Consider the following 26,929-nt stretch of genomic DNA (forward strand, 5'->3'; position numbering starts at 1 on the left):
CGCGAATAACCGATAGGCTGTAAGTACTCGATCAACAACCTTCTCTAGAAAGGAGGTGATCCAGCCGCAGGTTCCCCTACGGCTACCTTGTTACGACTTCACCCCAGTCATGAATCCCACCGTGGTAAGCGGCCTCCTTACGGTTAGCCTACCCACTTCTGGTGAAACTCACTCCCATGGTGTGACGGGCGGTGTGTACAAGACCCGGGAACGTATTCACCGCAGCATGCTGATCTGCGATTACTAGCGATTCCGACTTCACGCACTCGAGTTGCAGAGTGCGATCCGGACTACGATCGGTTTTATGAGATTGGCTCCACCTCGCGGCTTCGCGACCCTCTGTACCGACCATTGTATGACGTGTGAAGCCCTGGTCATAAGGGCCATGAGGACTTGACGTCATCCCCACCTTCCTCCGGTTTGTCACCGGCAGTCCCATTAGAGTGCCCAACTTAATGATGGCAACTAATGGCAAGGGTTGCGCTCGTTGCGGGACTTAACCCAACATCTCACGACACGAGCTGACGACAGCCATGCAGCACCTGTGTTAACGCTCCCTTTCGGGCACCGCCACATCTCTGCGGCGTTCGTTACATGTCAAGACCAGGTAAGGTTTTTCGCGTTGCATCGAATTAATCCACATCATCCACCGCTTGTGCGGGTCCCCGTCAATTCCTTTGAGTTTTAACCTTGCGGCCGTACTCCCCAGGCGGTCAACTTCTCGCGTTAGCTACGCTACCAAGGATTCAAACCCCCAACAGCTAGTTGACATCGTTTAGGGCGTGGACTACCAGGGTATCTAATCCTGTTTGCTCCCCACGCTTTCGTGCATGAGCGTCAGTGTCATCCCAGGGGGCTGCCTTCGCCATCGGTATTCCTCCGCATCTCTACGCATTTCACTGCTACACGCGGAATTCTACCCCCCTCTGACGCACTCTAGTCGTGCAGTCTCCAATGCCGTTCCCAGGTTAAGCCCGGGGCTTTCACATCAGACTTGCACAACCGCCTGCGCACGCTTTACGCCCAGTAATTCCGATTAACGCTTGCACCCTACGTATTACCGCGGCTGCTGGCACGTAGTTAGCCGGTGCTTATTCTTCCGGTACTCTCAGACCCAGCGGTTATTAACCACTAGGATTTGCTCCCGGACAAAAGTCCTTTACAACCCGAAGGCCTTCTTCAGACACGCGGCATGGCTGGATCAGGCTTGCGCCCATTGTCCAAAATTCCCCACTGCTGCCTCCCGTAGGAGTCTGGGCCGTGTCTCAGTCCCAGTGTGGCGGATCATCCTCTCAGACCCGCTACTGATCGACGCCTTGGTGAGCCTTTACCTCACCAACTAGCTAATCAGACATCGGCTGCTCGTATAACGTGAGGCCTTACGGTCCCCCACTTTCCCCCTCAGGGCGTATGCGGTATTAATCCGGCTTTCGCCGAGCTATCCCCCATTACACGGTACATTCCGATGCATTACTCACCCGTTCGCCACTCGTCAGCGGTGCAAGCACCCTGTTACCGTTCGACTTGCATGTGTAAAGCATGCCGCCAGCGTTCAATCTGAGCCAGGATCAAACTCTTCAGTTCAATTCCAAGCAAATTTTCTGGCACGCAAGATCAAAGAAACATCGAGACATTTCTCGTCTTGCAGTGCAAGTGTTTGGTCATCGACCGAGCACTTACACCTATCGGTTATTCGTTCTGTTAAAGATCAGTGCAGGTCGCTGCGTTTCGTTTCCGTCGCTGCGTTGTCTGCTGAGGAGGCGAACTATACGTCAGCCCCCTAAACCCGTCAACACCTTTTGCGAGAAAAACCTCAACAAAAGCGGGCCCCGCAGGGCAAACCCTTGATGCGGCAAGCAATATCCGGAAAGGGTATTTGCCGACACGCCTCAACCGCCCCGCCGAACCATGAAAAACGGGCCGGCGAAACGCCGGCCCGTCATGGCTTGCTATACCTTTTTATATAGAAGCGCTCCGGAGAGGTCAGTCCTCGCTACGGCGCTTGCTATTACTCCTGCGCGCCGCCGGCCTGCGTTGACGCGGAGCGGGAGACGCCTCTCCCACCGGCGACTTGCCGGCAAGCGATTGACCCGCTGGAGGCGTTGCAGCCTCGGACGCAGGCGTCGCTGTCGTAGGCGCCGGCTTGGCCGCCGCAGGCGCAGCACTAATAGTTTTGGGAGCTGCCGGTTTGCTTGCTGCTGGTTTGCTTGCTGCTGGTTTGCTTGCTGCTGGTTTGCTTGCTGCTGGCTTGCTCGCTACTGGCTTGCTCGCTACTGGCTTGCTCGCTACTGGCTTGCTTGCTACTGGCTTGCTTGCTACTGGCTTGCTTGCTACTGGCTTGCTTGCTACTGGCTTGCTTGCTACTGGCTTGCTTGCTACTGGCTTGCTTGCTACTGGCTTGCTCTCCGCCGGCGCGCTCGCGGCGGACGGACTCGCCACAGGCTTGTTGACCGCAGGCTTCGACACCGGCGATTGAGCCCCCCCTCTGCTTCGTCCCTTGGGCGCCGCTGGCAATGCCGGCGGTTTTGCCTCTACAGGCTTAGGCTCGGCAGCCCGGCGCGAACCGCCCTGGCGCGAACCGCCCTGGCGCACGCCGGCGCTACGCGCGGGCACTGGCCTGGCGGTTTGCAGGTCGCCTTCTTTGACCAGAGCGAAGTCGACTTGAGCGCTTTCCAGATTGGCGCTCATCACCTTCACGGTCAGCGTATCGCCCAAGCGGTATTGCATGCCGCTCTTCTCTCCGACAATCGCCTGGACGTCCTTTTTGAAGTGGAAGTAGTCCTTGCCCAGTTCGGAGATATGCACCAGGCCTTCGACATACACCTCATCCAGCAATACGAATACGCCAAAGCTAGTCACCGCGCAGATCTTGCCCTTGAAGATCTCGCCTACCTTGTCCCGCATATAGTAGGTTTTCAGCCAGGACTCGACGTCGCGACTGGCGTCGTCCGCCCGGCGCTCGGTCATAGAGCAGTGCACGCCCAGTTGCGCCCATTTGCCCGGCTTGTATTTGCCGCCTTTGAGCACCGCCTTGATCGAACGGTGCACCAACAAGTCCGGGTAACGGCGAATCGGCGAAGTGAAATGCGCGTAAGCCTCGTAAGCCAAGCCGAAGTGGCCGTTATTGTCCGGGGTATAAACCGCTTGCTGCATGGAACGCAGCAACATGGTCTGCAACACCGGCGCATCGGGCCGCCCATGAATTTGTTCCGCCAGTTTGGCGTAGTCCTTGGCCGTGGGCTTTTCCCCGCCGCCCAGACTCAAGCCGACCAGGCGCAGGTAGTTGCGCAGATTCTCCAGCTTCTCCTCGGTCGGGCCTTCATGCACCCGATACAAAGCCTTGTGCCCGTTCTGCTCCAGGAAATCTGCCGCGCAGACGTTGGCCGCCAGCATGCATTCCTCAATCAGGCGATGGGCATCGTTGCGCACCACTGGCACGATGCGCTCAATCTTGCCCGCGTCGTTGAAGATCATCTGAGTCTCCACCGAGTCGAACTCGATCGCCCCGCGCTGACTACGCGCGGCCAGCAGCACTTTGAACAAGGAATACAGGGTTTGGATCTGCGGCAACAGCGGGCTGTCGCTGCCTTTCTGGATCCAGTCCCAAACCTGGGTATAGGTCAGCCTGGCCTTGGACAGCATCACCGCCGGATAGAACTGGTAGCGCTTGACCACGCCCTTGGCGTTGATCTGCATATCGCAGACCATGCACATACGCTCCACATCCGGGTTCAAAGAGCAGATGCCGTTGGACAAGGCTTCCGGCAGCATGGGAATGACACGGCGCGGGAAGTAGACCGAAGTGCCGCGATTGAGCGCCTCCTGATCCAAGGCGTCGCCCGGCTCCACATAGAAGCTGACGTCGGCAATCGCCACCACCAGGCGGAAGCCCTTGCCCTGCTTCTCCGCATACACGGCGTCATCGAAGTCGCGCGCGGTTTCGCCGTCTATCGTCACCAGGGGCAAATCGCGCAGGTCGACGCGATCCTTGGTCCAGTCTTTCTTGCGAACCTTCTTCGGCGTCGCCTTGGCCTGAGCCAGCACCGCCTCCGGGAATTGGTGAGGCAGGTCGTGCTTGCGCAGCGCGATCTCGATCTCCATGCCGGGGTCGGCATAGTTGCCCAGCACTTCCACCACCTGGCCGACAGGCTGACGATAGGCGTCTGGGTGCTGGAGGATTTCCACCATCACCACCTGACCATCCTTGGCCCCCGCCTCGCCGCCCGGCTCAATCAGTATGTCGTGATTGATGCGACGGTCTTCCGCCGTCACCACCCACACGCCCCGGACCCGGTTGATGCGGCCAACCAGCCGCGTCACCACATGGTCCAGCACCTCAACGATCTTGCCTTCCTGGCGGCCTCGACGATCGACGCCGGACGGACGGACCATCACCCGATCGCCATGCATCGCTTTTTTCATTTCCCGCTCTGGCAGGAAAATATCGCCACCCTGGCCTTCGCCTTCATCCGGGATGGCAAAACCGTAGCCATCGCGATGACCGGATACTTTGCACTTGATCAGATCCAGCTTTTGGGCAACGCAAACAGCGCCTTTGCGATTGATGATGATTTCGCCGTCACGTTCCATTGCCCGCAATCGACGCTCGAAATAAATAGATTCGGCCCGCGCAATCGACAACATGCGCGCTAATTCGTCAGGAAACAGCGGCACCCCCTGCTCGGCCAGAATTTTTAAAACGAACTCTCGGCTCGGCAAGGGATTGGAATATTTAAGTTTTTCCCGTTCCAGGAAGGGGTCCTGTTCGCGGAGGGACAGGGTCTTTTGTTTTTTTTGTGTTCTAGCCATTGACACCCTCAAGAATATGTCTATAATTCGCATCTCGTTGCAGAGATGCAGCGAAATAATACAGCAAAGCGAAGCCCAGGTGGCGGAATTGGTAGACGCACTAGGTTCAGGTCCTAGCGCCCGCAAGGGTGTGGAAGTTCGAGTCTTCTCTTGGGCACCACTGATTTACTCTATTGTAATCGTGTTGTTCGCTCTGTATAGTAACAATCTGGTTGGCCCAGGTGGCGGAATTGGTAGACGCACTAGGTTCAGGTCCTAGCGCCCGCAAGGGTGTGGAAGTTCGAGTCTTCTCTTGGGCACCAACAGTTTCAATGGCTCCGATGATGTTTATATCGTAGTCGAGCAGCAAAACAATTTAAGTTTTATGCCCAGGTGGCGGAATTGGTAGACGCACTAGGTTCAGGTCCTAGCGCCCGCAAGGGTGTGGAAGTTCGAGTCTTCTCTTGGGCACCAATAAACCCCCGTTGATTTATGATCAACGGGGGTTTTGCATTTCCTCCCCTTCTCAGCGCGAAGCCATCTCTTCGCCAGCGCGCGGATCCAGCGAGGCGAACATCAGGCTGGACAACATGGTCAAGGCGCCCATGATGGCGAAAGCCCATGCGAAGTCGACCACGGTCAAGCGCGCATGTCCTTGCAACAGACTCACCCCCTGCACGACGAAGGCCCCCACCGTCACCCCCAAGCCCGCCGCCAGCTGCTGCGCCACCCCGGAAAGACTGGTGGCATGACTCATGCCGGCCGGCTCAACCTCGGCAAAAGAGATCGCGTTCAGGCTGGTGAACTGCAAGGAGCGAAGACAGCCGCCCAGCACGAAGACCAGCAACATCCAGACATAGCTCGGCGCCTCGTAGAACAACGCGTATGCGGCGATGGAAAGACCTGCGAGCACGCTATTGGCCATCAAGACCCGGCGAAAACCGTAGCGCCGCAAGATGCGCATCACCAAGGTCTTCATGAAGATGGCGCCCACCGCGGTGGAACAGGTCAACAAGCCGGAGACAAAGGGATTGAGGCCCAGACCCAATTGCAGCATCAGCGGCAGCAAAAAAGGCGTGGCGCCAATGCCGACGCGGAACACGAAGCCGCCCACCACGCCGGCATGAAAGGTCGACAGCCGCAGCAAGGACAAATCCAGCAAGGGATGAGCCGTGCGACGGTAATGCAGCAGATAAAGCCACAGCAAGCCCACGCCTGTCGCCGCCAGCACGACGGACCATTGCGCCGAGACCAAATGCTTGCCCTCGGAGGCCAGGCCAAGCATCAGCAAGGACAGGCCCACGCCGCTCAGGGCAAAGCCCAGCCAGTCCAGCGGCGGCACTTGTTCGTCTTTCAAGTCTTCGATATGACGCCTTGCCAGCACCCAGCCGAGCACACCGATCGGGATATTGATCAAGAATATCCAGCGCCAATGCAGATAGGTGCTGATGAAACCGCCCAAGGGCGGTCCAATCACCGGCCCCAACAAGGCGGGCACCGTCAGATAGCTGAGCGCCCGCACCAAGTCCGCTTTCGCGGTGGTGCGCAGAATCACCAAGCGCCCCACCGGCACCATCATCGCTCCGCCTATGCCCTGCACAAAGCGCGCCAACACAAAGCCGCCCAATGTATTGCTGAGCGCGCACAATACGGAACCCGCGACGAAAACGGCGATGGCGGCGCGAAAAATACGCCGCGAGCCGAAACGGTCCGCCATCCAACCGCTGATAGGAATGAACACGGCCAGACTGACCAGATAAGACGTCAGCGCCAATTTCAAGCCAATTGGATCCACCAATAGATCGCGCGCGATTTCCGGCAAAGAGGTGGAAATCACGGTGGCGTCCATGTTCTCCATGAACAAGGCGGTGGCCACGATCAACGGGGTCACCATGCCGGCGGCGAGCTTGAGCTGCATGACGATCAAACTTCTGGAAATGGAAACAGCAGTGTAGCACCCGCCGCCGCCGGAACGACGGACCCGGGCCGCGCAAATGATGTCGAAAGGTGAAGCGGGCTCGCTCAAGCCTCCGGCAGGCAAAACAGGCGCCGTCCCTCCCGCGCGCTCCTCTCCCCCAACTCCAGCAAGGCCATCACCTGACACGCCTCCCGCGCCGTCACCGGGTTGGCGCCCAAGCCCCGCGCGGCAAGCGCCACCGCCCGGTAATAATCTCGATAATCGCCCGAAGGGGACGGCCGAGTTTCGCTGAGGGCTTCATCGTCCCGCTGGCGGTACAAGACGCCGGGCGCAAGGTCCGCGCCCCAGCCTGCCTCGCCGGGGCGGCCGCCCCGCTTCAAGCACTCCTCCTGGCCGTCCAGGCCGAACTTGACGTAGCTCGCGAGCCCGCCGTGCAGACTAAAGCGCGGAGCGCCGCCGCTGACCAGGCAAGAGGCATGCAAGACCGCCTGACACTCTCCATATCCCAGCTGAACGTGAAAGTAATCCGTCGCCCGCGCGCCGACCCTTTGTTTGGACAAGCTCGCATAAATCGTCTGCGGCCAGCCCAGCAACTGCAGAACCTGATCCAGCAGATGCGGCCCCAGGTCGTACCACAGCCCCGCGCCCGGCTGGTCCTGTTCGCGCCAGCGCGCGCGCACCTGCGGCCGGTAACGATCGAAGTGGGACTCGAAATGGCTGAGCGGCCCCAACTCGCCGCTGGCCAGCAAGGCCTTGAGCGCCAGAAAGTCCGCGTCCCAGCGCCGATTGTGGAATACCGACAACAGCGGGCCGCCCGGCCGCTCCGCCATCAGGCACAACTCCCTCGCCTCCGCCTGCGTCACCGTGAACGGCTTGTCCACCACCACGTGCTTGCCGGCCTTCAAGCTCGCGCGCGCCTGCGGATAATGCAGTTGGTTGGGACTGGCGATAACGAGCATATCGATAGCCGGATCGGCCAGAGCCCGCTCCAAATCGGCCAACACCGGCACTTGCGGCCAATCGGCCCGCACCGCGTCCGGCCGGCTGCTGACCACGGCCGCCAGCCGCAACTCGGGCACAGCGGCGATCAAGGGCGCGTGAAAAGTCTTGCCGGCGTAGCCGTAGCCCACCAAGGCGACATTCAATGGCTGCATTTATATTGCCTTCGGAAACCAGAATCCAACAGTCTACGCCCGCCGCGGGCATGAAAAAACCCGCCTTGCAGGCGGGTTTCCATCGATGGGTCGAATCGGGCTTACAGACCGAAAGGATGACGCATCACGATGGTTTCTTCGCGGTCCGGACCAGTGGAGATAATGTCCACCGGCGCGCCGCACACTTCGGCGATGCGGGTCAGATAAGCCTGAGCGTTGGCCGGCAGGTCTTCCCAGCGCTTGGCGCCGAACGTGCTTTCGGTCCAGCCCGGCATGGTTTCATAAACCGGCACGCACTGGCTGACCGCGTCGGAACCAAACGGCAGGATGTCCACTTTCTCGCCGTCCAGGGTATAGCCCACGCACAGCTTGATCTCTTCCAGGCCGTCCATCACGTCCAGTTTAGTCACGCACAGACCGGACACGCCGTTGATCTGGATAGAGCGCTTGAGCGCGGCGGCGTCGAACCAGCCACAGCGACGCGGACGGCCGGTCACCGAGCCGAACTCGTTGCCGCGCTTGGCCAGGAACATGCCGATCTCGTTTTCCTGCTCGGTCGGGAACGGACCGGAACCCACGCGGGTGGTGTAGCCCTTAACGATGCCCAGCACGTAGTTGAGCATTTGCGGAGCCACGCCGGCGCCCGGCGCTGCGGCGCCGGCCACGCAGTTGGACGACGTCACGTACGGATAAGTGCCGTGGTCGATGTCCAGCAGCGTGCCTTGCGCGCCTTCGAACAGCAGCGGAATGCCCGCCTGGTTCATATCGTACAGGGTGCGGGACACATCGGCCACCATGGGCTTGATGCGCTCGGCCAGTTTCAGGGTATCGGCCAGAATGACGTCGAAACTCACCGGCTCGGCCTGGAACAGCTGGGTCAGCATGAAGTTGTAGTATTCGACGTTTTCCTTCAGCTTCTCGGCAAAGCGGGCGGTATCGAACAGGTCGATCACCTTCAAGGCGCGGCGCGCCACCTTGTCTTCATAGCAGGGGCCGATGCCGCGGCCGGTGGTGCCGATCTTGCCTGCGCCCTTGGCGGCTTCACGCGCCTGGTCCAGAGCGACGTGGTAAGGCAGGATCAGCGGGCAGCCTTCGGAAATCTTCAGGCGGGCGGCGACATTCACGCCGGCAGTTTCCAGCTCGTCGATCTCTTTGAGCAAGGCTTCCGGAGACAACACCACGCCATTGCCGATGAAGCACTCGACATCGTCACGCAGAATGCCGGACGGAATCAGGCGCAGCACGGTTTTCTTGCCGCCCACCACCAGAGTGTGCCCCGCGTTGTGGCCGCCCTGGAAGCGAACCACGGCACGCGCGTGGTCGGTCAGCCAGTCAACGATCTTGCCCTTGCCTTCATCACCCCACTGGGTACCGATCACGACAACGTTCTTGGACATTGGAAAAAACCTCTTCTTCAGTCAGATTCAAAAATCAGTTAAATGAAACCACATGCCAATCCGAGCCGTCCGAAGTCAGCTCGCGATCGCAATTCAAGGCCTGGGCGGACTCGCCCAGATAATCAATCACCACCATTTCGCCCGCTGCGCGCAGACGGGCCACTTCAGCCCGCGCCTGCGGCCAGTGCTTGGCGGCCAGGCGGATGCCCCTGACCGAGCCTTGCTCTGGCAGGATGCGGATCAGGTCGCGCAAATCCAGGCTGAAGCCGGTGGCCGGCCGGGCGCGGCCGAAACGACGACCCACATTGTCGTAGCGGCCGCCGCGCGCCAGCTCTTCGGCCCAGCCCTCAGCATAGGCGGCGAACAGCAGGCCGTTGTGATACTGCGTGCCGCGCAGTTCGGTCAGGTCGAAGCTCAGGGCCACCCTGCCCTCCAGCGCCTTGGCCACAGCGGACAGCTGCATCAGGCCAAGCTCCACCTCGGGCAAGGACGGCAAACGGGAACGCGCCCGGTCCAGCTCCTCGATCGGACCATAGAGCTCCGGCAAAGCCAGAAAAGCGCTGCGGTACGGTTCGGCCACATCGCGGACCAACTCGCGGATGCTGGCCACGTCCTTGCTCTGCAGCTTGGCGAACAACGCCCGGCTGGCCTCCGCCGACAAACCGGCGGCGGAAGCGATGCCGCGATAAATCGCCATATGGCCGATGTCCAGCCGCAGACCGGACACGCCGGCGCGCTCCAAGGCGCCCAGCATCAACTCAATGATTTCCAGGTCGGCCTCGATGCCGGCGTAGCCGTACAGCTCCGCCCCCACTTGCAGCGGCTCGCGGGAGCCGGCCAGGCCGTCCGGCCGGGTATGCACCACGCTGCCGGCGTAGCACAGCCGGGTCACGCCGGTGCGCTCGCCGAGCAAGTGCGCGTCTATGCGCGACACTTGGGGCGTGATGTCGGCGCGCAAGCCCATTTGCCGGCCGGACAACTGATCGTCCAGCTTGAAGGTCTTGAGCTCGAGCGAAGCGTCTTCCTCGCTGACCAGCGAATCGATGTACTCGATCAGCGGCGGCAGCACCAACTCGTAGCCCGCCACGCGAAAGCCTTCCAGCATCGCCGCCTTGGCGGACTCCACCTGGCGCGCGGTGGCGGGCAGAATATCCGCGATGTATTCCGGTAACAGCCAATTACGCATGATTCTTTTCAACAGAATAAAAGGCGGGAAGCGTCCCGCCTTGTTATCAGCAAACTGGCCAGGTCGCCCCGGCCAGTGTTCCATACTCGATTGTCTTGCGCGGCGTCTTCCGCCTGCCTTGGCCGCTTACTTGGCCTTGGCCGCTCCCGACTGCGGGTTCTTGAAGTACTTGAAGAACTCGCTGCTCGGCTCTAGCACCAGGACGTCGCTCTTGTTCTTGAACGACTCCTTGTACGCGTCCATGCTGCGCCAGAAAGCGTAGAAGTCCGGGTTCTTGCCGTAAGCCTCGGCGTAAATCGCCGCCGCCTTCGCGTCGCCCTTGCCCTTCAGCTCCTGAGCCTGACGATACGCTTCGGCCAGCACCACTTCGCGCTGCTTGTCCGCTTCGGCGCGGATGCGTTCCGCGTCCGCGGCGCCCTCGCTGCGCAACTGGCTGGCGACGGTGCGGCGCTCGGACTGCATGCGATCGAAGACCGAACTGCTTATTTTATCCGGAAAATCGACTCGTTTTAAGCGCACGTCGAGAATTTGTACGCCTATTTTACGCGCATCCGCGTCCGCGCGCTTGCGAACCGTATCCATCACCTGATCGCGCTTGCCGGAAATGACGTCGGCAACCATCTTTTGGCCGAATTCCGCGCGCAACCCGTCATTGATGGTCTGTTTCAAACGCGCCACAGCGGCGGCCTCGGAACCCACGCTCTTGTAAAACTGCTCAACGTCCACCACGCGCCATTTGACGAAGCTGTCCACCAACACGTTCTTTTTCTCGCGGGTGTTGAACAGTTCCGGCGCCTCGGCGTCGATGGTCTGCACGCGGCGATCGAAATAACGCACGTTCTGCAGCAGCGGCACTTTGAACTGAATGCCCGGCTCCTTGATGATGCGCACCACTTCGCCAAACTGGAAAACCAGCGCGTATTGGCGCTGATCCACGGTGAACAGCGACAGGCTGGCAACAAATAGCACACCGGCTATGGCAACTACAGTCGGAATCAGTCTATCCATTGCTTATCGCTCCGCCCCAAAAAAATCACGCCCGCGGGTCACGTCCCGCCCCCCTTTGGCATTGCCGGCCTGAGCGGCCGGCGCAGCCGGCTCCGCCTGCTGCGGAACCGCGCTGGCGGCGGGCGCCGCCGCGCCGGAAGCACCCGGATTGCTCTGCTGGATCAGCTTGTCCAAAGGCAGGTACAAGAGATTGTTGCCGCCCTTCTGGTCCACCACCACCTTGGTGGTGCTGCTCATGATCTGCTGCATCATGTCCAGATACAGACGATCGCGCATGACCTTGGGCGCTTTGTTGTATTCAGACAACACTTGCTTGAAGCGCGAAGCGTCGCCTTCCGCGCGGGAAACGACTTTCTGCTCGTAGGCTTCGGCCTCCTGCTGCAGGCGCGCGGCCAGGCCCTGGGCCTTGGGCAGCACCTCGTTGGCGTAAGCCAGGCCTTCGTTGCGCAGCTTGTCCTTGTCCTGACCGGCCTTCACCGCGTCGTCGAAGGCCGCCAGCACCTGCTCGGGCGGCTGCACCGCGTTGATGTTGACCTTGGCGATGCGCACGCCCAGCGAATAACGATCCAGCACTTCCTGAATCAGTTTCTGGGTTTCCACCGCGATCTGCGTCCGCCCTTCGTTCAACACGAAGTCGACCTTGTTGCGGCCCACCACTTCGCGAATCGCGGTTTCGGTCGCCTGCTTGACGATGTCCTTGGCGTCCCGCTCGCGCGAGGCGTTGTTGAACAGGAAGGCGCGCGCGTCCTTGATGTCGTACTGCACCGACAATTGGACGTCGATGATGTTCTGGTCCGAAGTCAGCATCAGCGACTCTTCCGCCACTCGCGTCTGGGCGGTGTTGCGGTAGCCCACTTCCACGCTGCGCACTTCGGTCAGGTTGACGATCTCCACCTTTTCAATCGGGAACGGCGCGTGCCATTGCAGGCCCGGCTCGGTCACCCGGTTGAAGCTGCCCAGGCGCAGCACCACGCCTTGCTCGCGCGCGTCCACCACGTAGAAACCGCTGGCCAGCCACAAGGCCGCCAATACGCCCACCACGGCGATGGCGCCGCCCTTGAACGGCGGTTTGACGCCGGACGCGGGACTGCCGCCGGCGCCGCTGCCTTTGGCGCCCAGCAGCCGCGACAGCTTCTGATTTAGGTTGCGGAATACTTCATCGAGGTCCGGCGGCCCTTCATTGCCTCGGCGGCCTCGGTTAGGGTCATTCTGCGACATGCTCGTAATAGTCTTTATGGTTGTTTTGGGAAGGATGCACGCATTCGGCAATCGCCGCGCGCAAGAGTTCCAGGCCGGCCCCGGTCAGGGCCGAAACCCGCACCGAAACCGGACGGCCCGCCGCATCGCGCTCGATCTCCGGCTCCATCTCGCGCAGATCGCATTTGTTCCAGACCAGCAGCTGCGGAATGCCGTCCGCGCCGATCTCGGCCAACACCTTGTTGACCTCCTCGATCTGCACATCACGCATATCGCTGGAGCCATCCACCACGTGCAGCAGGAGATCCGCACGCACGGTTTCCTCCAGTGTGGCGCGGAACGCCGCCACCAGGGTGTGCGGCAGATCGCGGATAAAGCCCACAGTATCCGAAATCACGATGGATGTCTGGTGATTGAGGAACAGCTTGCGGCTGGTGGTGTCCAGCGTGGCAAACAATTGGTCCGCCGCGTAGATGCGCGCCTTGGTCAGCGCGTTGAACAAGGTGGACTTGCCCGCGTTGGTGTAACCGACGATGGACACCGAGGCGATGCCGGCCCGGCCGCGCCCCTTGCGCTGGGTATTGCGCTGCTTTTGCACCTGGGCCAGCCGCTCTTTCAGCGCCTTGACGCGGATGCCGAGCAGCCGGCGGTCGGTTTCGAGCTGGGTTTCGCCGGGGCCGCGCAAGCCTATGCCGCCCTTCTGGCGCTCCAAGTGGGTCCAGCCCCGCACCAGGCGGGTGGACATATGCGACAGCTGGGCCAGTTCGACTTGCAGCTTGCCTTCGTGACTGCGCGCGCGCTGGGCAAAGATGTCCAGGATCAGGCTGTTGCGGTCGATGACGCGACACTGCAGCGCCCGCTCCAGATTACGCTCCTGGCCAGGCGCCAAAGCATGGTTGAATATCACTACATTGGCATCGGTGGCGCGCACCAGCAGGCCGATTTCCTCGACCTTGCCCTTGCCCGCGAACAGCGCGGCGTCCGGGCGCTGCCGCTTGCCCTGCACCACGCCCATCACCTCTACGCCGGCGCTCTTGACCAGCTCGGCGCACTCGGCGATGTTTTCCTGGTAATCGGCATCTCCAAAATCCAGGCAGACCAGAACCGCCTGGTCGCCTAAGTCGGGACGATCAAACACTATTCGGAAACCATAGTTGGGGCGCAAAAGATAAAAGGCCGACAAGCCGCGCCGGTTTGGCGCGGCCGATCGGCCCGGTCACAAGCACAGCAACGCTTTAGGCGTCTTGCTGCTCCTGCTTTTGCACCGGGTGTTCATGGGGAAGATTGACCGGACGGGCGGGCACGACGGTGGAAATGGCGTGTTTGTACACCATCTGAGTCACCGTGTTTTTCAACAGCACCACGTACTGGTCAAAGGATTCTACCTGACCCTGAAGTTTAATACCGTTGACCAGGTAGATGGACACCGGCACATGTTCCTTACGCAGGATGTTCAGGAACGGGTCTTGTAACATTTGCCCTTTAGAGCTCATTCGTTATTCTCCGAATCGTTGATTGTTGTATTAACTGAACCTTACAGCCCGGTTGTCTGCTTATTATTAGCAGAAAACATCCCGGCGTACTATTTTTTACTGCTGCTGCCCTTGCCGCTCTTGCCGTAACGCACTTCTTTTTCGCGTCCGCGCATCTTGGACATCGGCTTGGGCTTGGCTCGGGACTTCTCCTTGCCGTCGTCGGTGTCGAACGGATTCTCCGAAGACTTGTACTGTACGCGCAGCGGCGTGCCCTGCAGCTTGAACACTTTCCGGAAGGTATGTTCCAGATAGCGGGTATAACTGTTCGGCACCGCATCCAGCGCATTGCCGTGCACCACGATGATGGGCGGGTTCTGGCCGCCCTGGTGCGCGTAGCGCATTTTCGGGCGGATCAAACCGGAACGCGGCGGCTGCTGGCGCTCCAGCGCCACTTGCAGCACCCGGGTCAGCTTGGGCGTGGCCAGCTTGGCCATGGCCGCCCGGTAGGCCTCGTCGATGGACTTGAACAAGTCTGCCACGCCGCGGCCTTCAATGGCGGAGATGTAATGGAACTTTGCAAAATCCAGGAAGTTCAGCTTGCGCGCGATCTCGCGGCGCACCGTTTCCTTTTGCTCCCCGTCCAGGTTGTCCCATTTGTTCACCGCCACCACCAGCGCCCGGCCCGCTTCCAACGCGAAACCCGCGATGGTGGCGTCTTGCTCGGAAATGTCCAGTTGAGCGTCCAGCACCAGCACCGCCACGTTGGCGTCTTCGATCGCCTTCATGGTCTTGATCACCGAGAACTTCTCAAGCATCTCGCTGACCTTGGCCCGGCGACGCACGCCCGCGGTGTCAATGATGGTGTAGGTATGGCCATCTCGCTCAAAATCAATATATATGCTGTCGCGAGTGGTGCCGGCCTGGTCGAAGGCGATGACGCGCTCCTCGCCCAGGATGGCGTTGACCAGGGTGGACTTGCCGACGTTGGGCCGGCCGATCACCGCGAACTTGGGATGGCGCGAGGCTTCTTCTTCCACTTCTTCCGGGAAGTCCGCCAGCACCAGTTCCATCAATTCGCGCACGCCGTCGCCATGGGCGGCGGAGATCACCAGCGGCTCGCCCAGCGCGAGTTCGTGGAACTCGGCGCCGGCGATGGCGTGCCGCATGCCTTCCGCCTTGTTGACGGCGAGGAAGACCGGACGCTGCAGCTGGCGCAGACGATTGGCGATGATTTTGTCTTGCGGCGTCAGGCCGTTGCGGCCGTCCACCAGGAACACCACGGCATCGGCTTCGTCCACGGCCTGCAGCGTCTGCTTGGCCATTTCGAACAGAATGCCTTCGTCCACCACCGGCTCGAAACCGCCGGTATCGACCACAAGATACGGCTTTTCGCCCACGCGGCCATGGCCATAGTGGCGATCGCGCGTCAGGCCGGGCTGGTCGGCGACCAGGGCGTCGCGGCTGCGGGTCAGCCGGTTGAATAAGGTCGACTTGCCCACATTGGGGCGGCCGACCAGAGCTACGGTAGGTTTCATGAGTACTGCTTTATTATCCCAAAGTCAGCATCGCCAGACGGCCGTCCTTGCCTTGCATCAAGGCGGACGAACCCAGCGACACCGGTTGATTGGTCAGGGCGGGCCCGACCTTGACTCGGCCCACGATGCTGCCGCTCTCATTGGATAGCAGATGGGCGTAACCTTCGCCATCTCCCACCAGCACAAAGCGGCCCAACAGAGCGGGGCCGGTGACGTCCCGATATTTCAGGTCGTCGGTTTTCCAAATATTGCGGCCGGTGCCGCGATCAAACGCCCAGACCGAACCGTCTTCCGCGCTGACGTAGACATTGCGGCCGTCCACGGCCAGGCCGCGGCTGGACGAGATTTCGCGCGCCCACAACAGATTGCCGGAACGCGCTTCGAAGCAGGCCACGCGCCCCTGATAGGCGACCGCGCACACCTGGCCGGCGTCGAAGACCGGCCGCGAAGTCACGTCGGTCATCCGCTCCAGCTCGGTGGCGCCGCGGGGGTTGGCCACCGCGCCCTGCCACAAAGCGTTGCCGGTTTGCGGGTTGACGATGTCCAGGCGGCCGCCGGCCTGCCCCACCATCACCGCCTCCTTGCCCACCGCCTGCATCGAGCCGTTGTTGCGCACGGTCAGCTGCGGCAGCACATTGCCGCTGGACCACAGCTGCTTGCCGCCTTCGCTCAGGGAGAAGCCGGTCAGGCGCGCGTCGTTGGTGCGCACCAGCACCATATCGCCGGCCACTTGCGGCGCCTCCAGCATCAGGCTGGTCAGCGGCTGCTGCCACAGCACTTTGCCGCTGGCGCGTTCCACCGCCAGCAACTTGGCATCCTGGGTGCCCACCAGCACCATGTCGCCGGCCACGGCGACGCCAGCGCTCAGCTTGCGCTTCAGATCCACGTCCGCGCTGACGCGGCCGCTGAGGGCGTCGATGCTGCGCACGCGGCCGTCGGCGTCGGCGCTCACCACCAGGCCGTTGGCGTAGACCGGCAGGAAGCCGGCGGCCGGCGCGGCCTGTCCTGCCGTCCATTTGACCTCCAGCCCTTGCAAGGGCTTGATCGCGGCGAGCGGGGTGGGCTTGAACTGGGTATTACTTTCAAACCAGCTGGCGCAGCCGGCCAGCAAGGAGGAGGACAGCACAGCGGTCAGCAACAATTGGCGGCGCATGCGATCAGCCTCCCAGCGCGTCGAGTTTGGTCTGGATGAACTGGCGATTCGGGGAATCGCCCACCAGTTTGGCCAAAGCGGATTTATAGGCGTCGCGCGCGGCGGCGGCGTCGCCCTTGGCAACCAGCACGTCGCCCTTCAAATCCAGGAACAGCGCGTCGAAGCCGGCCGGATGCGCCTTGTTCAGTTCGGCGATCGCCGCATCGTAGGTTTTCTGGTCCAGCAACAGGGAGGCCAGACGCAGTCGGGCGATGGCGCTTACCGATTCGTCCTTGCTATTGGCCAGCACCCATTCCAGCTGGCTCTTGGCCAGCGCGAGCTCGTTCTTGTCGAAGGCGGCCTTGGCCAGAATCAGCGAGCCGCGGGTGGCGTAGGCCGAAGAGCCGAAGTCGTTCTGCAACAGCGTCACTGCGGACTTCAGCTTGGCGATGTCCTTGGACGCCACCGCCGCGTCGATGTTCTCGTAAGCGGCCGCGGCTTTCTGCGCCTGCTGCTCCTGGTAATAGCGGTAGCCCTTGAAGCCCAGATAGGCAATGGCGGACGCCGCCAGCACGCCGGCGATCAGCTTGCCCCACTGCTGCCAGAAGGCCTTGATCGAATCAATCTGTTCCTGTTCCTGCAAGTCGAACGCCATTGCGCCCCTCTCCCTTAAGCTTTCAATGAGATCAGCGTGGCGGCCACCGCTTCCGCCGCCACAGTGTGTTGGTCCATCTCGGCGCGCAGCGCCTTGATCACCGCCTGACCCGTTTTTATTTCATCTTCGCCAACGATGACGGCGAACTGCGCGCCGCAGCCGTCGGCTTTTTTCATTTGCGACTTGAAGCTGCCTTCGCCCAAGTGCTGCACCACCGACAGGCCGGCGGCGCGCAAAGTCTGCGCCAGCTTCATCGCGTACAGCCCCGCGCCCGCGCCCTGGTTCACCAGGTAGACGTCGACGCTGCGTTGCGCCGGCAAGAGCTGCTTGTCCTGCAATAGCAGCACCACGCGCTCCAGGCCCATGCCGAAGCCGATGCCGGCCGCGGGCTTGCCGCCCAGTTGCTCGATCAGGCCGTCATAGCGGCCGCCGGCGCAAATCGTGCCTTGGGCGCCCAGCTCGCTGGTCACCCATTCGAACACCGACTGGTTGTAGTAGTCGAGCCCGCGCACCAGACGCGGATTCTCCACGAAGTCGACGCCCAGTTCGCGGATCATCGCCTTCCAGCCTTCGTAATGCGCGCGGGACGCCTCGCCCAGGTAGTCGGACAGCTTGGGCGCTTCGTCGGCCATCTGCTGCAGCGCCGGGTTCTTGGTGTCCAGCACCCGCAGCGGATTGCTGTACATCCGGCGCTTACCGTCTTCGTCCAGGATGTCCACATGCCGTTCCAGATAGGCGATCAGCGCCTGACGGTGCGCGGCGCGCTCTTCCTGGTTGCCCAGAGAATTGATTTCCAGGCGCACATACTGGGACAGGCCCAGGCGACGCCACAGATCGGCGGTCATCGCGATGATTTCGGCGTCGATATCCGGGCCGGCGAAGCCCAGCGCTTCCACGCCCATCTGGTGGAACTGACGATAGCGGCCCTTCTGCGGACGCTCATGGCGGAACATCGGCCCCATGTACCACAGTTTCTGGGTGGCATTGTACAGAAGGTTGTGCTCGACCACCGCGCGCAGGGTGCCGGCGGTGCCTTCGGGCCGCAGCGTCAGGCTGTCGCCGTTCAGGCTGTCGATGAAGGTGTACATCTCCTTCTCCACCACGTCGGTGACTTCGCCGATGGCGCGGACGAACAGCGGCGTGGTTTCGACGATGGGGGTGCGGATATTCTGATAGCCGTAGTCGGCCAGCAGTTCGCGCAGCTTGCCTTCAAAGAACTCCCACTGATAGGACTCGGCCGGCAGCACGTCATTCATGCCTTTGACCGCTTGATATTTTTGAGCCATTGCTTGTTTTCTTGTGTATCGCTTGAATCAGTGCCCGGTCATTGCGCCAAACGCGCTCAAACGCCTACCGGACGAATCGGAATGGTGCGGCTCCCGCCCTCGCGGCGCTTGGCGCCGCCTTCGCCGTAACGGCTTTGCACATAGCGATCAACCAAGGCCGTGAACTCGGAGGCGATGTTGTCGCCCTTGAGGGTAACATCCTTTTGACCATCGACGTAAACCGGCGCCACCGGCACTTCGCCGGTGCCGGGCAGCGAGATGCCGATATCGGCCAGCTTGCTCTCCCCCGGGCCGTTGACCACGCAGCCCATCACCGCCACCTTCATGTCTTCCACGCCCGGGTATTGCAAACGCCATACCGGCATCTGCGTGCGCAGATACGTCTGAATCTGATCCGCCAGCTCCTGGAAGAAGGTGCTGGTGGTGCGGCCGCAGCCCGGACAAGCGGTCACCAGCGGGGTAAAGCTGCGCAGGCCCATGGTCTGCAGCAACTCCTGCGCCACCACCACTTCCTTGGTGCGCGCCTCGCCCGGCTGCGGCGTCAGCGAGATGCGGATGGTGTCGCCTATGCCTTGCTGCAGCAAGATCGCCAACGCGGCGCTGGAGGCGACGATGCCCTTGGAGCCCATGCCGGCCTCGGTCAGGCCCAGGTGCAGCGGGAAATCGCAGCGGCTGCCCAGATCGCGGTACACGGTGATCAGGTCCTGCACATTGCTGACTTTGCAGGACAGCAGGATCTGCTCGGCCGGCAGCCCCAGTTCCATCGCCTTGTCGGCGGACTCCAGCGCGGAAACGATCAAGGCTTCGCGCATCAGCCGCTCCAAGGGCAGCGGCTGGGCGACGCGGTTGTTGGCGTCCATCATTCTGGCCAGCAAAGCCTGATCCAGGCTGCCCCAGTTGACGCCGATGCGCACCGGCTTGCCGTATTCGATGGCGGTGCGGATCATGAAGGCGAATTTGTCGTCGCCCTTGGCGCCCTTGCCCACATTGCCCGGATTGATCCGGTATTTGGCCAGCGCGCGCGCGCAATCGGGATATTCCTTCAGCAGGCGATCGCCGTTGAAATGGAAATCGCCGACCAAGGGAACGGCACAGCCGGCATCGTCCAGCCGTTGGCGGATTTCCGCCACCTTGGCCGCCGCCTCCGGCGAGTTGACGGTGATGCGCACCAGCTCCGAGCCGGCTTCCGCCAGCTCCAGCACTTGGCGCACCGTGGCCGCCGCGTCCGCGGTGTCGGTGTTGGTCATGGACTGCACCACCACCGGAGCGTCCGATCCTACAATGACATGCCCCACCCTAGCCTGCAGGGTGGGGCGTCGCGCGATGTTCACGCTATCCATTCGCTACCTTGAATTACTTGAGTTCCAGCTTTGCCGTGGTGCCGCGGATCTTGTCCGTGAGGTCCACCGCTTGGCCATTGAAATTCACCGCCACTTGCGAGGCGTTGCCGATCACCAGTTTGAACGGCGGCGTGCCGACCGCTTCCTGGGTGCTGCCCGGCTGCAAGGTCTGGAACACCAGCTTCTTGCCGGTGGCGTCCACCACCGACACCCAGGCTTCCGCCTCCTTGACCGTCAACACCAGCTTGCCACTGGCCGCCGCCACGGCGGCGCTGGCCTGCGGTTTGGCGAGCGGCGGCGCCGACAGGACCGGGGCGCTGGCCACGCTGGCCGCCTTGACCGGCTGCGGCGCGGAGGCCGGAGCGACAGCCGGCGCCGAGGCGGGCGTCTCCGCGACGAAGGCGGCGGGAACGGAAGCCTCGCCCGTCGGCGCCGAAGACAGTTCGGTCGCCATGGCTGCGGACGCGTCCGCGGCCGCCCGGCCTTCGCCGCCACGGCTGCTGGCCAGCCACGCCACGCCGCCGCCCAGCGCCGCCACCACCAGCAAGCCTACGATCCATTTGCCGGAAGATCCGCCCTCGTCCGACGCAGGCGTCTCGCCGGAATGCCCGGGCGCCTCGTGCGCGCCGTCGCGCACCAGATTGGCCACGTCGTTGACCGCGGAAGGAAACTGCCTGTCCAGCGCATGCATCAACGGTTCGGGGTCAATCTGCAAAAAGCGGGCGTAATTACGGACAAAGCCGCGCACGAAGGTCGCGCCCGGCAAGATTGTGAAATCGTCGCGTTCTATCGCCTCCAGCTGCCGCATCGACAGTTTCAGCCTATCCGCGACTTCCCCCAAGCCCATGCCTGCCGCCTCTCGGGCGGCTTTCAGCCGGGCGCCGACGCTGGAACCCGTCGGTTGTCCCTGTTGTTCGAATTGTTGCTCCATCCTCAGCTTCCACTCAACAGCAGTTGTGTTTCTTTGGAATCCGGATAGCGGTTCTTGAGCGCGACGGAACATTCGCTCTCCAACGCCCTGTTGCCGCTTTTGCGCCCGATCTGCACGCCAAGCCACAGGTCGTCGGCTTGCAGCGCCGCGCCCTTGCCCATCCGTTCGAAATAGAAAGCAGCCAATTTGGCATTACCCAGCCCAAGATGCAACTGTGCTAATTCCCGCAACGCGGGCGCGAAATTGGGCGCGGCGCGCAGCGCCGCCAGCAAGTAATCATTGGCCTGCTCTTGATTGCCGGCCTTGGCGCTGCAATGCCCCAGGTTCAAATAAGCCGTCTGAGGCGAATCATACAGCGGGTTGGCCAGCGCTTTCTGAAAATAGGACAAAGAATCCTGCAGCCGGTTTCGGTCGCACAGAAACAAACCGTAATTATTGTTCGCTTCCGGGTTGTTTGGATCCAGTTGCAGGGCTTTGCGGTAATTGGCTTCGGCGGGCCCTTCTTCGCGCAGCTGGGTCAAAACATAGGCACGGGACACATAGGCCGGGACATAGGCCGGGTCCGCGGCGACGGCCAGATCCGCCGTTTCCAGCGCCACTTTGTAGTTGCCGATCTTGGCGTATTCGATCGCCAGCTGGCTGCGTATCGTCGCCAGCTCGCGCGACGTTTCGGGATCGGCGGCAAATGCGGTTGAACTCACAGCCATCCATAAGCAGGCCATCAACCCCATTTGCCGTATCGTCATTGCTTATTGTCCTCTACGAGCTGCATCCATTTGGCTTGACGGCGGGTTTTGTCCATCACCTGGCCGGCCAGCTGGCCACAGGCGGCGTCGATGTCGTCCCCGCGCGTTTTCCGCACCGTCACCACGTAACCGCGCTCCTGCAGAATTTCGCGGAACGCTCGAATCGCATTATTGCTGGAACGCTCGTAACCCGAGTTCGGGAACGGATTGAACGGTATCAGATTGAACTTGCACGGCACGTCCCGCACCAGTTCCAGCAGTTGGCGAGCATGTTCCGGCCTATCGTTGACACCGTCAAGCATCACGTACTCGAAAGTGATGAAGTCGCGCGGCGCCTTTTCCAGATAGCGCTGACAGGCCGCCATCAGCTGCGCCAGCGGGTATTTCTTGTTTATAGGCACAATCACGTCGCGAATGGCGTCATTGGGCGCGTGCAGCGACACCGCCAGCGCCACCGGGCATTCTTCGCGCAGCCTGTCCATCTGCGGCACCAGGCCGGAAGTGGACAGGGTCACGCGTCTGCGGGACAAGCCGTAGCCGTGGTCATCCAGCATGATCTGCATCGCGCTGACCACATTGTCGAAGTTGGCCAGCGGCTCGCCCATGCCCATCATTACCACATTGGACACCACGCGTTCGTTCTTGGGCGTAACGCCCATCGCCTTATTGGCCCACCAAAGCTGACCGATGATTTCCGCGGTGGACAGATTGCGGTTGAAGCCCTGGCGGCCGGTGGAGCAGAACGTGCACTCCAGCGCACAGCCTACCTGGGATGACACGCACAAGGTGCCGCGTTCATCTTCCGGGATGAAGACGGTTTCGACGCCGTTGCCGGTGCCTACGTCGAGCAGCCACTTGCGGGTGCCATCACTGGACGCCTGCCCGGTCATCAGCGAGGGGACCTTCACTTCGGCGCGCTCATGCAGCTTGGCGCGCAGGCTCTTGGCCAGATCGGTCATCGCGTCGAAGTCGGCTTCCGCCATCTGGTGCATCCAGCGCATCACTTGCTTGGCGCGAAACGGTTTCTCGCCCATTTCGGCGAAATGCCGGGTCAGCTGGTCCAGATTGAAGTCGAGCAGGTTGGTTTTCATGCATTCCTCGGGATAAAGCAAAGGCGGTGTGGACGACCGCCTTTTAGACGGAGCCCGTCCATGACGACGGGCTCCGCAAACAACGGAGTACTCTTTAGAGATTAGCGGGCGCTGATCTCGGATGCAGCAAAGAAATAAGCCACTTCGATCGCGGCGTTTTCCGCGCTGTCGGAACCATGAACGGCGTTGGCGTCGATGGAGTCGGCGAAATCGGCGCGGATGGTGCCGGCTTCAGCCTTCTTCGGATCGGTCGCGCCCATCAGTTCGCGGTTTTTCAGCACGGCGTTCTCGCCTTCCAGCGCCTGGATCATCACCGGGCCGGACACCATGAAGTCAACCAGGTCCTTGAAGAACGGACGTTCTTTGTGCACGGCGTAGAAGCCTTCGGCTTCGGCGCGGGACAGTTGCTTCATCTTGGCGGCCACGATTTTCAGGCCGGCGGATTCGAAACGATCGTAGATTTTGCCGATGACGTTTTTACCAACGGCGTCCGGCTTAACGATGGACAAGGTGCGTTCAATTGCCATATAAATTCTCCCAAACATCAAGACAAGTGGCTAAACTTGAGTATTATGCAGCCACTCGGGTTACCCAATTTTGACGAACCCGATATTTTAGCAGTGTTTTCAACCATGTGCTGCACATTTCTCAAGTCTCACGGACCATGCGCGAACAAAATCAACAAGACCCCGACAAGACCGGCGGCGAGGCCGAACTCAACAGCAAACTGAAAAAGCGTTTGCTGATCGCCGGCGGCCTGGTCGCCGTGGCGCTGGCCGCCATTCCGCTGACCGACAGTTTCAACAAACCCAAGGTGGAAATGACCGCCAGCAGCCAGAGCCCCAGCTCCGGCAAGATCATCAAGCCCGCCTCCGCCCCGGCGGAAGCGCCGCCGGCGCCCGCGCCCGCCAGCGCGCCGACGGCGGAAAGCAGCGCGCCCGCGACGGAGCCCGCCGGCGCGCCGCAAGCGCCCAGCGTAGCCAGCCCGGCCAGCCCGGACCTGGACAAGACTCCGGCCGTGGTCAACAACCGCCCGCCGGTCCATGCCGCCGCGCCGGCACCGGCGCACGAGCGCGCGGCGGCGAAAGCGCCTCCCGCGCCAAGCGCCGCAGCGGCTCCGCCGCAGACGGCAGCCGCCAAAGCCGCGCCGGCCGAAGCCGTCAAAGCCGCCCCGCCCGCCGCCGCCATCGCGGCGGACAAGCCCGTCGCGCCGGTCAAGGAGGCCCCGGTCAAGGCCAAGCCGGCCGGCAGCTCCATCGGTTATCAAGTCCAGCTGGGCCTGTTCTCCAGCATCGGCAACGCCGAAAAGCTGGTGAAAGAGCTGAAACAGCACGGCATCCCGGCCCACACCGTCACCCGCGTGCAGGTCGGCCCGTTCAAGAGCCGCGCCGAAGCCGACGAAACCATGGAGAAGTTGCGCGGCCTGGGTTATGCGCCCTTGCTGGCGCCCGCCGGACAATAAGACGAAATAAAAAAATCCCTCTCCGCAATGCGGAGAGGGCAAGCTCTGAACTCACTCAAACAATCGGAACAGAACGCACCGCCGCGCGCGGCGCGGCCCAAGCCGCGAAGACCGGCCAGCGGCCCTCCGCCCCATCCCTTTTGTCAGCGCATTCTCGCCGCCCGCCCCTCAAGACTCAAACAATCTCAAAGCAGACTCAAGCCGCGTCCCCCATGTGAAAAACCCTCTTCGCCGGCGAAGAGGGTTGATGCGTCCAATCCTTTCCGGCCGTCAACTCCAGTCCAGAATCACCTTGCCGCTCTGGCCGGACAACATGGCGTCAAAGCCCTGCTGGAACTCCGCCACCGGGAAGTGGTGGGTGATGATGGGGGTGATGTCCAGACCGGACTGGATCAGGGCCACCATCTTGTACCAGGTCTCGAACATTTCGCGGCCGTAGATGCCCTTGATTTCCAGGCCCTTGAAGATGACGTGGTTCCAATCGATGGCGGTGTCGGCCGGGGGAATCCCCAGCAAGGCCACTTTGCCGCCGTGGTTCATGGTGTCCAGCATCTGACGGAAGGCCTGCGGATTGCCGGACATTTCCAGGCCGACGTCGAAGCCCTCGCTCATGTGCAATTCGGCCATCACTTGCTTGAGGTCCTGCTTGGCCACGTTCACCGCGCGGGTCGCGCCCATTTTGCGCGCCAGTTCCAAGCGGTATTCGTTGACGTCGGTGATCACCACGTGGCGCGCGCCGACATGGCGCGCAATCGCCACCGCCATGATGCCGATCGGACCCGCGCCGGTGATCAACACGTCCTCGCCCACCAGGTTGAAGCTGAGCGCGGTGTGCACCGCGTTGCCGAAGGGGTCGAAGATGGACGCCAGATCGTCGGAAATGTCGTCCGGAATCGGGAAGGCGTTGAAGGCCGGAATCACCAGATACTCGGCGAACGCGCCCTCGCGATTGACGCCCACGCCGAAGGTGTTGCGGCACAGGTGGCGGCGGCCGGCGCGACAGTTGCGGCAATGGCCACAGGTGATGTGTCCTTCGCCCGACACGCGCTGGCCAATGCTGAAGCCCTGCACTTCCGAGCCGATGTCCTCGATCACGCCGACGTATTCATGGCCGACGTGCATCGGCACCGGGATGGTTTTTTGCGCCCAATCGTCCCAGTTCCAGATATGAATGTCCGTTCCGCAGATCGCGGTCTTGCGAATACGGATCAATAGATCGTTGTGGCCGATTTCCGGCTTGGCCACATCGGTCATCCACAGGCCGCGCTCGGCCTTCAGTTTGGATAATGCTTTCATTGCTGTTCCTATCCGCCGCGGCGCCCTCTTGGGCGCGCGGCGCTACGCCTCAGATCACGCCGAGCTCGCGGCCCACTTTGATGAAAGCCGCCACCGCCAGCCTAACCTGTTCTTCGCTGTGGCGCGCCGACATCTGGGTGCGGATGCGCGCCTTGCCCTTGGGCACCACCGGGAAGGAGAAGCCGATCACGTACACGCCCTCTTCCAACAGCTTGGCCGCCATCTCGCCCGCCAGCCGCGCATCGCCCAGCATCACCGGCACGATGGGATGCTGGCCCGGCACCAGGGTGAAGCCGGCCGCGCTCATTTCCTGGCGGAACACTTCGGCGTTGCGGCGCACCTTGGCGCGCAGCTCCGCGCCTTCCCCGCCCTTGAGGATGTTCAGCACTTCCAGGCTGGCGGCGGCGATGGCCGGGGCCAGGGTGTTGGAGAACAGATACGGACGCGAACGCTGACGCAGCAGATCGATGACGGCTTTGCGGCCGGACACATAGCCGCCGGACGCGCCGCCCAGGGCCTTGCCCAGGGTGCCGGTGTAGATGTCGATGCGATCGGCCACGCCGCACAGCTCCGGCGTGCCGGCGCCGCTGTCGCCGATGAAGCCGACGGCGTGGGAATCGTCCACCATCACCAGCGCACCGTGGCGTTCGGCCACTTCGCACAGGGTTTTCAGATCGGCGATGATGCCGTCCATGGAGAACACGCCATCGGTGACGATCAGCTTGAAGCGCGCGCCGGCCTGCTCGGCGGCGACCAGCTGCGCCTCCAGATCGGCCATGTCGTTGTTCTTGTAACGGAAGCGCTTGGCCTTGGACAGGCGCACGCCGTCGATGATGGACGCGTGATTGAGCTCATCGGAAATCACCGCATCTTCTTCGCCCAGCAGGGTTTCGAACACGCCGCCGTTGGCGTCGAAGCAGCTGGAATACAGAATGGTGTCGTCGGTGCCCAGAAAGCCGGAAATCGCCTGCTCCAGGTCCTTGTGCACTTGCTGGGTGCCGCAGATGAAGCGGACCGAGGCGCAGCCGTAGCCGAAGTCGTCCATGCCCTTCTTCGCCGCCTCGATCAGGCGCGGGTCGTCGGCCAGGCCCAGGTAGTTGTTGGCGCAGAAATTCAGCACATTGCTGCCGTTGCTCAAGGCGATGTCCGCGCGCTGCGGCGTGGCGATCACGCGCTCGGGCTTTTCAAAACCGTCGGCGCGAATCTGCGCCAGCGTGGCTTCCAGGTGGGCTAAGTAGGTTCGGTTCATGACTGTCCTTGTCCAGGGATGACAAAAGAATCACCATTGCGCCGCCGGATCCGCGGCGACTCAAAAACTGGCACCATTCTAGC

Annotated in this window: 21 protein-coding genes, 3 tRNA genes and 1 rRNA gene; 4 read left to right on the forward strand and 21 right to left on the reverse strand. The window is 61.9% G+C overall.

Going from position 1 to position 26,929, the window contains the following annotated elements; genetic code table 11:
* Positions 1–48: 48 nt before the first annotated feature.
* A 16S ribosomal RNA gene (locus AB1Z25_RS15430) occupies positions 49–1,584 on the reverse strand.
* A 399-nt stretch (positions 1,585–1,983) separates the two neighbouring features.
* Positions 1,984–4,809, reverse strand: coding sequence for a ribonuclease R (gene rnr / locus AB1Z25_RS15435; protein ID WP_486635617.1), 2,826 nt, complete (start codon positions 4,807–4,809; stop codon positions 1,984–1,986).
* A 73-nt stretch (positions 4,810–4,882) separates the two neighbouring features.
* Between rnr and AB1Z25_RS15440 the strand changes: the two genes are divergently transcribed.
* From AB1Z25_RS15440 to AB1Z25_RS15450, 3 genes are all read left to right on the forward strand, one after another.
* Positions 4,883–4,969: transfer RNA gene (locus AB1Z25_RS15440), tRNA-Leu, on the forward strand.
* 55 nt (positions 4,970–5,024) lie between these two features.
* Positions 5,025–5,111, forward strand: a tRNA-Leu gene (locus AB1Z25_RS15445).
* A gap of 64 nt (positions 5,112–5,175) precedes the next feature.
* Positions 5,176–5,262: transfer RNA gene (locus AB1Z25_RS15450), tRNA-Leu, on the forward strand.
* 52 nt (positions 5,263–5,314) lie between these two features.
* Here the strand turns inward: AB1Z25_RS15450 and AB1Z25_RS15455 are convergent.
* From AB1Z25_RS15455 to ndk, 17 genes are all read right to left on the reverse strand, one after another.
* Positions 5,315–6,706, reverse strand: a complete 1,392-nt coding sequence (locus AB1Z25_RS15455; protein ID WP_233246653.1) for an MFS transporter — start codon at positions 6,704–6,706, stop codon at positions 5,315–5,317.
* Positions 6,707–6,810: 104 nt separating this feature from the next.
* On the reverse strand, positions 6,811–7,860 hold the full coding sequence (locus AB1Z25_RS15460) for an oxidoreductase (protein ID WP_486635618.1): 1,050 nt from the start codon (positions 7,858–7,860) through the stop codon (positions 6,811–6,813).
* A gap of 101 nt (positions 7,861–7,961) precedes the next feature.
* Positions 7,962–9,257, reverse strand: coding sequence for an adenylosuccinate synthase (locus tag AB1Z25_RS15465; protein WP_107798564.1), 1,296 nt, complete (start codon positions 9,255–9,257; stop codon positions 7,962–7,964).
* A gap of 34 nt (positions 9,258–9,291) precedes the next feature.
* On the reverse strand, positions 9,292–10,443 hold the full coding sequence (locus AB1Z25_RS15470) for an ATP phosphoribosyltransferase regulatory subunit (RefSeq protein ID WP_486635619.1): 1,152 nt from the start codon (positions 10,441–10,443) through the stop codon (positions 9,292–9,294).
* Between the two features lie 126 nt (positions 10,444–10,569).
* The gene (gene hflC, locus AB1Z25_RS15475) at positions 10,570–11,451 is read right to left on the reverse strand and encodes a protease modulator HflC (protein WP_081547400.1); all 882 of its coding nucleotides are present in this window, start codon (positions 11,449–11,451) and stop codon (positions 10,570–10,572) included.
* A gap of 3 nt (positions 11,452–11,454) precedes the next feature.
* Entirely contained in the window at positions 11,455–12,669 is a 1,215-nt protein-coding gene (gene hflK / locus AB1Z25_RS15480; protein WP_235087372.1) for an FtsH protease activity modulator HflK, read from the reverse strand.
* Positions 12,656–13,786 (reverse strand): ribosome rescue GTPase HflX, encoded by a 1,131-nt coding sequence (gene hflX, locus AB1Z25_RS15485; protein ID WP_107798561.1) that lies wholly within the window; start codon positions 13,784–13,786, stop codon positions 12,656–12,658. Before hflX ends, hflK begins: the two co-directional genes overlap by 14 nt.
* A gap of 97 nt (positions 13,787–13,883) precedes the next feature.
* Positions 13,884–14,141: an RNA chaperone Hfq gene (hfq, locus tag AB1Z25_RS15490; RefSeq protein WP_039756760.1), complete on the reverse strand. Its 258-nt coding sequence runs from the start codon at positions 14,139–14,141 to the stop codon at positions 13,884–13,886.
* A gap of 89 nt (positions 14,142–14,230) precedes the next feature.
* Complete coding sequence (gene der, locus AB1Z25_RS15495) at positions 14,231–15,658, reverse strand: ribosome biogenesis GTPase Der (RefSeq protein ID WP_107798560.1); 1,428 nt, start codon at positions 15,656–15,658, stop codon at positions 14,231–14,233.
* Between the two features lie 13 nt (positions 15,659–15,671).
* A complete protein-coding gene (bamB, locus tag AB1Z25_RS15500; RefSeq protein ID WP_486635620.1) occupies positions 15,672–16,811 on the reverse strand; it encodes an outer membrane protein assembly factor BamB in 1,140 nt (379 codons plus the stop codon).
* 4 nt (positions 16,812–16,815) lie between these two features.
* Positions 16,816–17,445, reverse strand: a complete 630-nt coding sequence (locus AB1Z25_RS15505) for a YfgM family protein (RefSeq protein ID WP_107798558.1) — start codon at positions 17,443–17,445, stop codon at positions 16,816–16,818.
* A 14-nt stretch (positions 17,446–17,459) separates the two neighbouring features.
* The gene (gene hisS / locus AB1Z25_RS15510) at positions 17,460–18,731 is read right to left on the reverse strand and encodes a histidine--tRNA ligase (RefSeq protein WP_486635621.1); all 1,272 of its coding nucleotides are present in this window, start codon (positions 18,729–18,731) and stop codon (positions 17,460–17,462) included.
* A gap of 56 nt (positions 18,732–18,787) precedes the next feature.
* The gene (gene ispG / locus AB1Z25_RS15515) at positions 18,788–20,071 is read right to left on the reverse strand and encodes a flavodoxin-dependent (E)-4-hydroxy-3-methylbut-2-enyl-diphosphate synthase (RefSeq protein WP_107798556.1); all 1,284 of its coding nucleotides are present in this window, start codon (positions 20,069–20,071) and stop codon (positions 18,788–18,790) included.
* A 13-nt stretch (positions 20,072–20,084) separates the two neighbouring features.
* A complete protein-coding gene (locus AB1Z25_RS15520; RefSeq protein WP_486635622.1) occupies positions 20,085–21,002 on the reverse strand; it encodes a RodZ domain-containing protein in 918 nt (305 codons plus the stop codon).
* 2 nt (positions 21,003–21,004) lie between these two features.
* Positions 21,005–21,748: a type IV pilus biogenesis/stability protein PilW gene (gene pilW / locus AB1Z25_RS15525; protein WP_227104368.1), complete on the reverse strand. Its 744-nt coding sequence runs from the start codon at positions 21,746–21,748 to the stop codon at positions 21,005–21,007.
* Entirely contained in the window at positions 21,745–22,839 is a 1,095-nt protein-coding gene (gene rlmN / locus AB1Z25_RS15530) for a dual-specificity RNA methyltransferase RlmN (protein WP_019104100.1), read from the reverse strand. Before rlmN ends, pilW begins: the two co-directional genes overlap by 4 nt.
* Positions 22,840–22,940: 101 nt before the next feature.
* Positions 22,941–23,366: a nucleoside-diphosphate kinase gene (gene ndk / locus AB1Z25_RS15535; protein WP_107798554.1), complete on the reverse strand. Its 426-nt coding sequence runs from the start codon at positions 23,364–23,366 to the stop codon at positions 22,941–22,943.
* A 137-nt stretch (positions 23,367–23,503) separates the two neighbouring features.
* On the opposite strand from ndk, the gene AB1Z25_RS15540 reads away from it, so the two are divergent.
* Entirely contained in the window at positions 23,504–24,301 is a 798-nt protein-coding gene (locus AB1Z25_RS15540) for an SPOR domain-containing protein (protein WP_235087360.1), read from the forward strand.
* A gap of 270 nt (positions 24,302–24,571) precedes the next feature.
* On the opposite strand, the gene tdh is transcribed toward AB1Z25_RS15540, so the two are convergent.
* Both tdh and AB1Z25_RS15550 read right to left on the reverse strand, forming a co-directional pair.
* On the reverse strand, positions 24,572–25,597 hold the full coding sequence (gene tdh / locus AB1Z25_RS15545; RefSeq protein ID WP_107798552.1) for an L-threonine 3-dehydrogenase: 1,026 nt from the start codon (positions 25,595–25,597) through the stop codon (positions 24,572–24,574).
* Positions 25,598–25,646: 49 nt separating this feature from the next.
* Positions 25,647–26,846 (reverse strand): glycine C-acetyltransferase, encoded by a 1,200-nt coding sequence (locus tag AB1Z25_RS15550; protein WP_107798551.1) that lies wholly within the window; start codon positions 26,844–26,846, stop codon positions 25,647–25,649.
* Positions 26,847–26,929 lie beyond the last annotated feature (83 nt).

Source organism: Chromobacterium sp. HL1 (assembly GCF_057418835.1).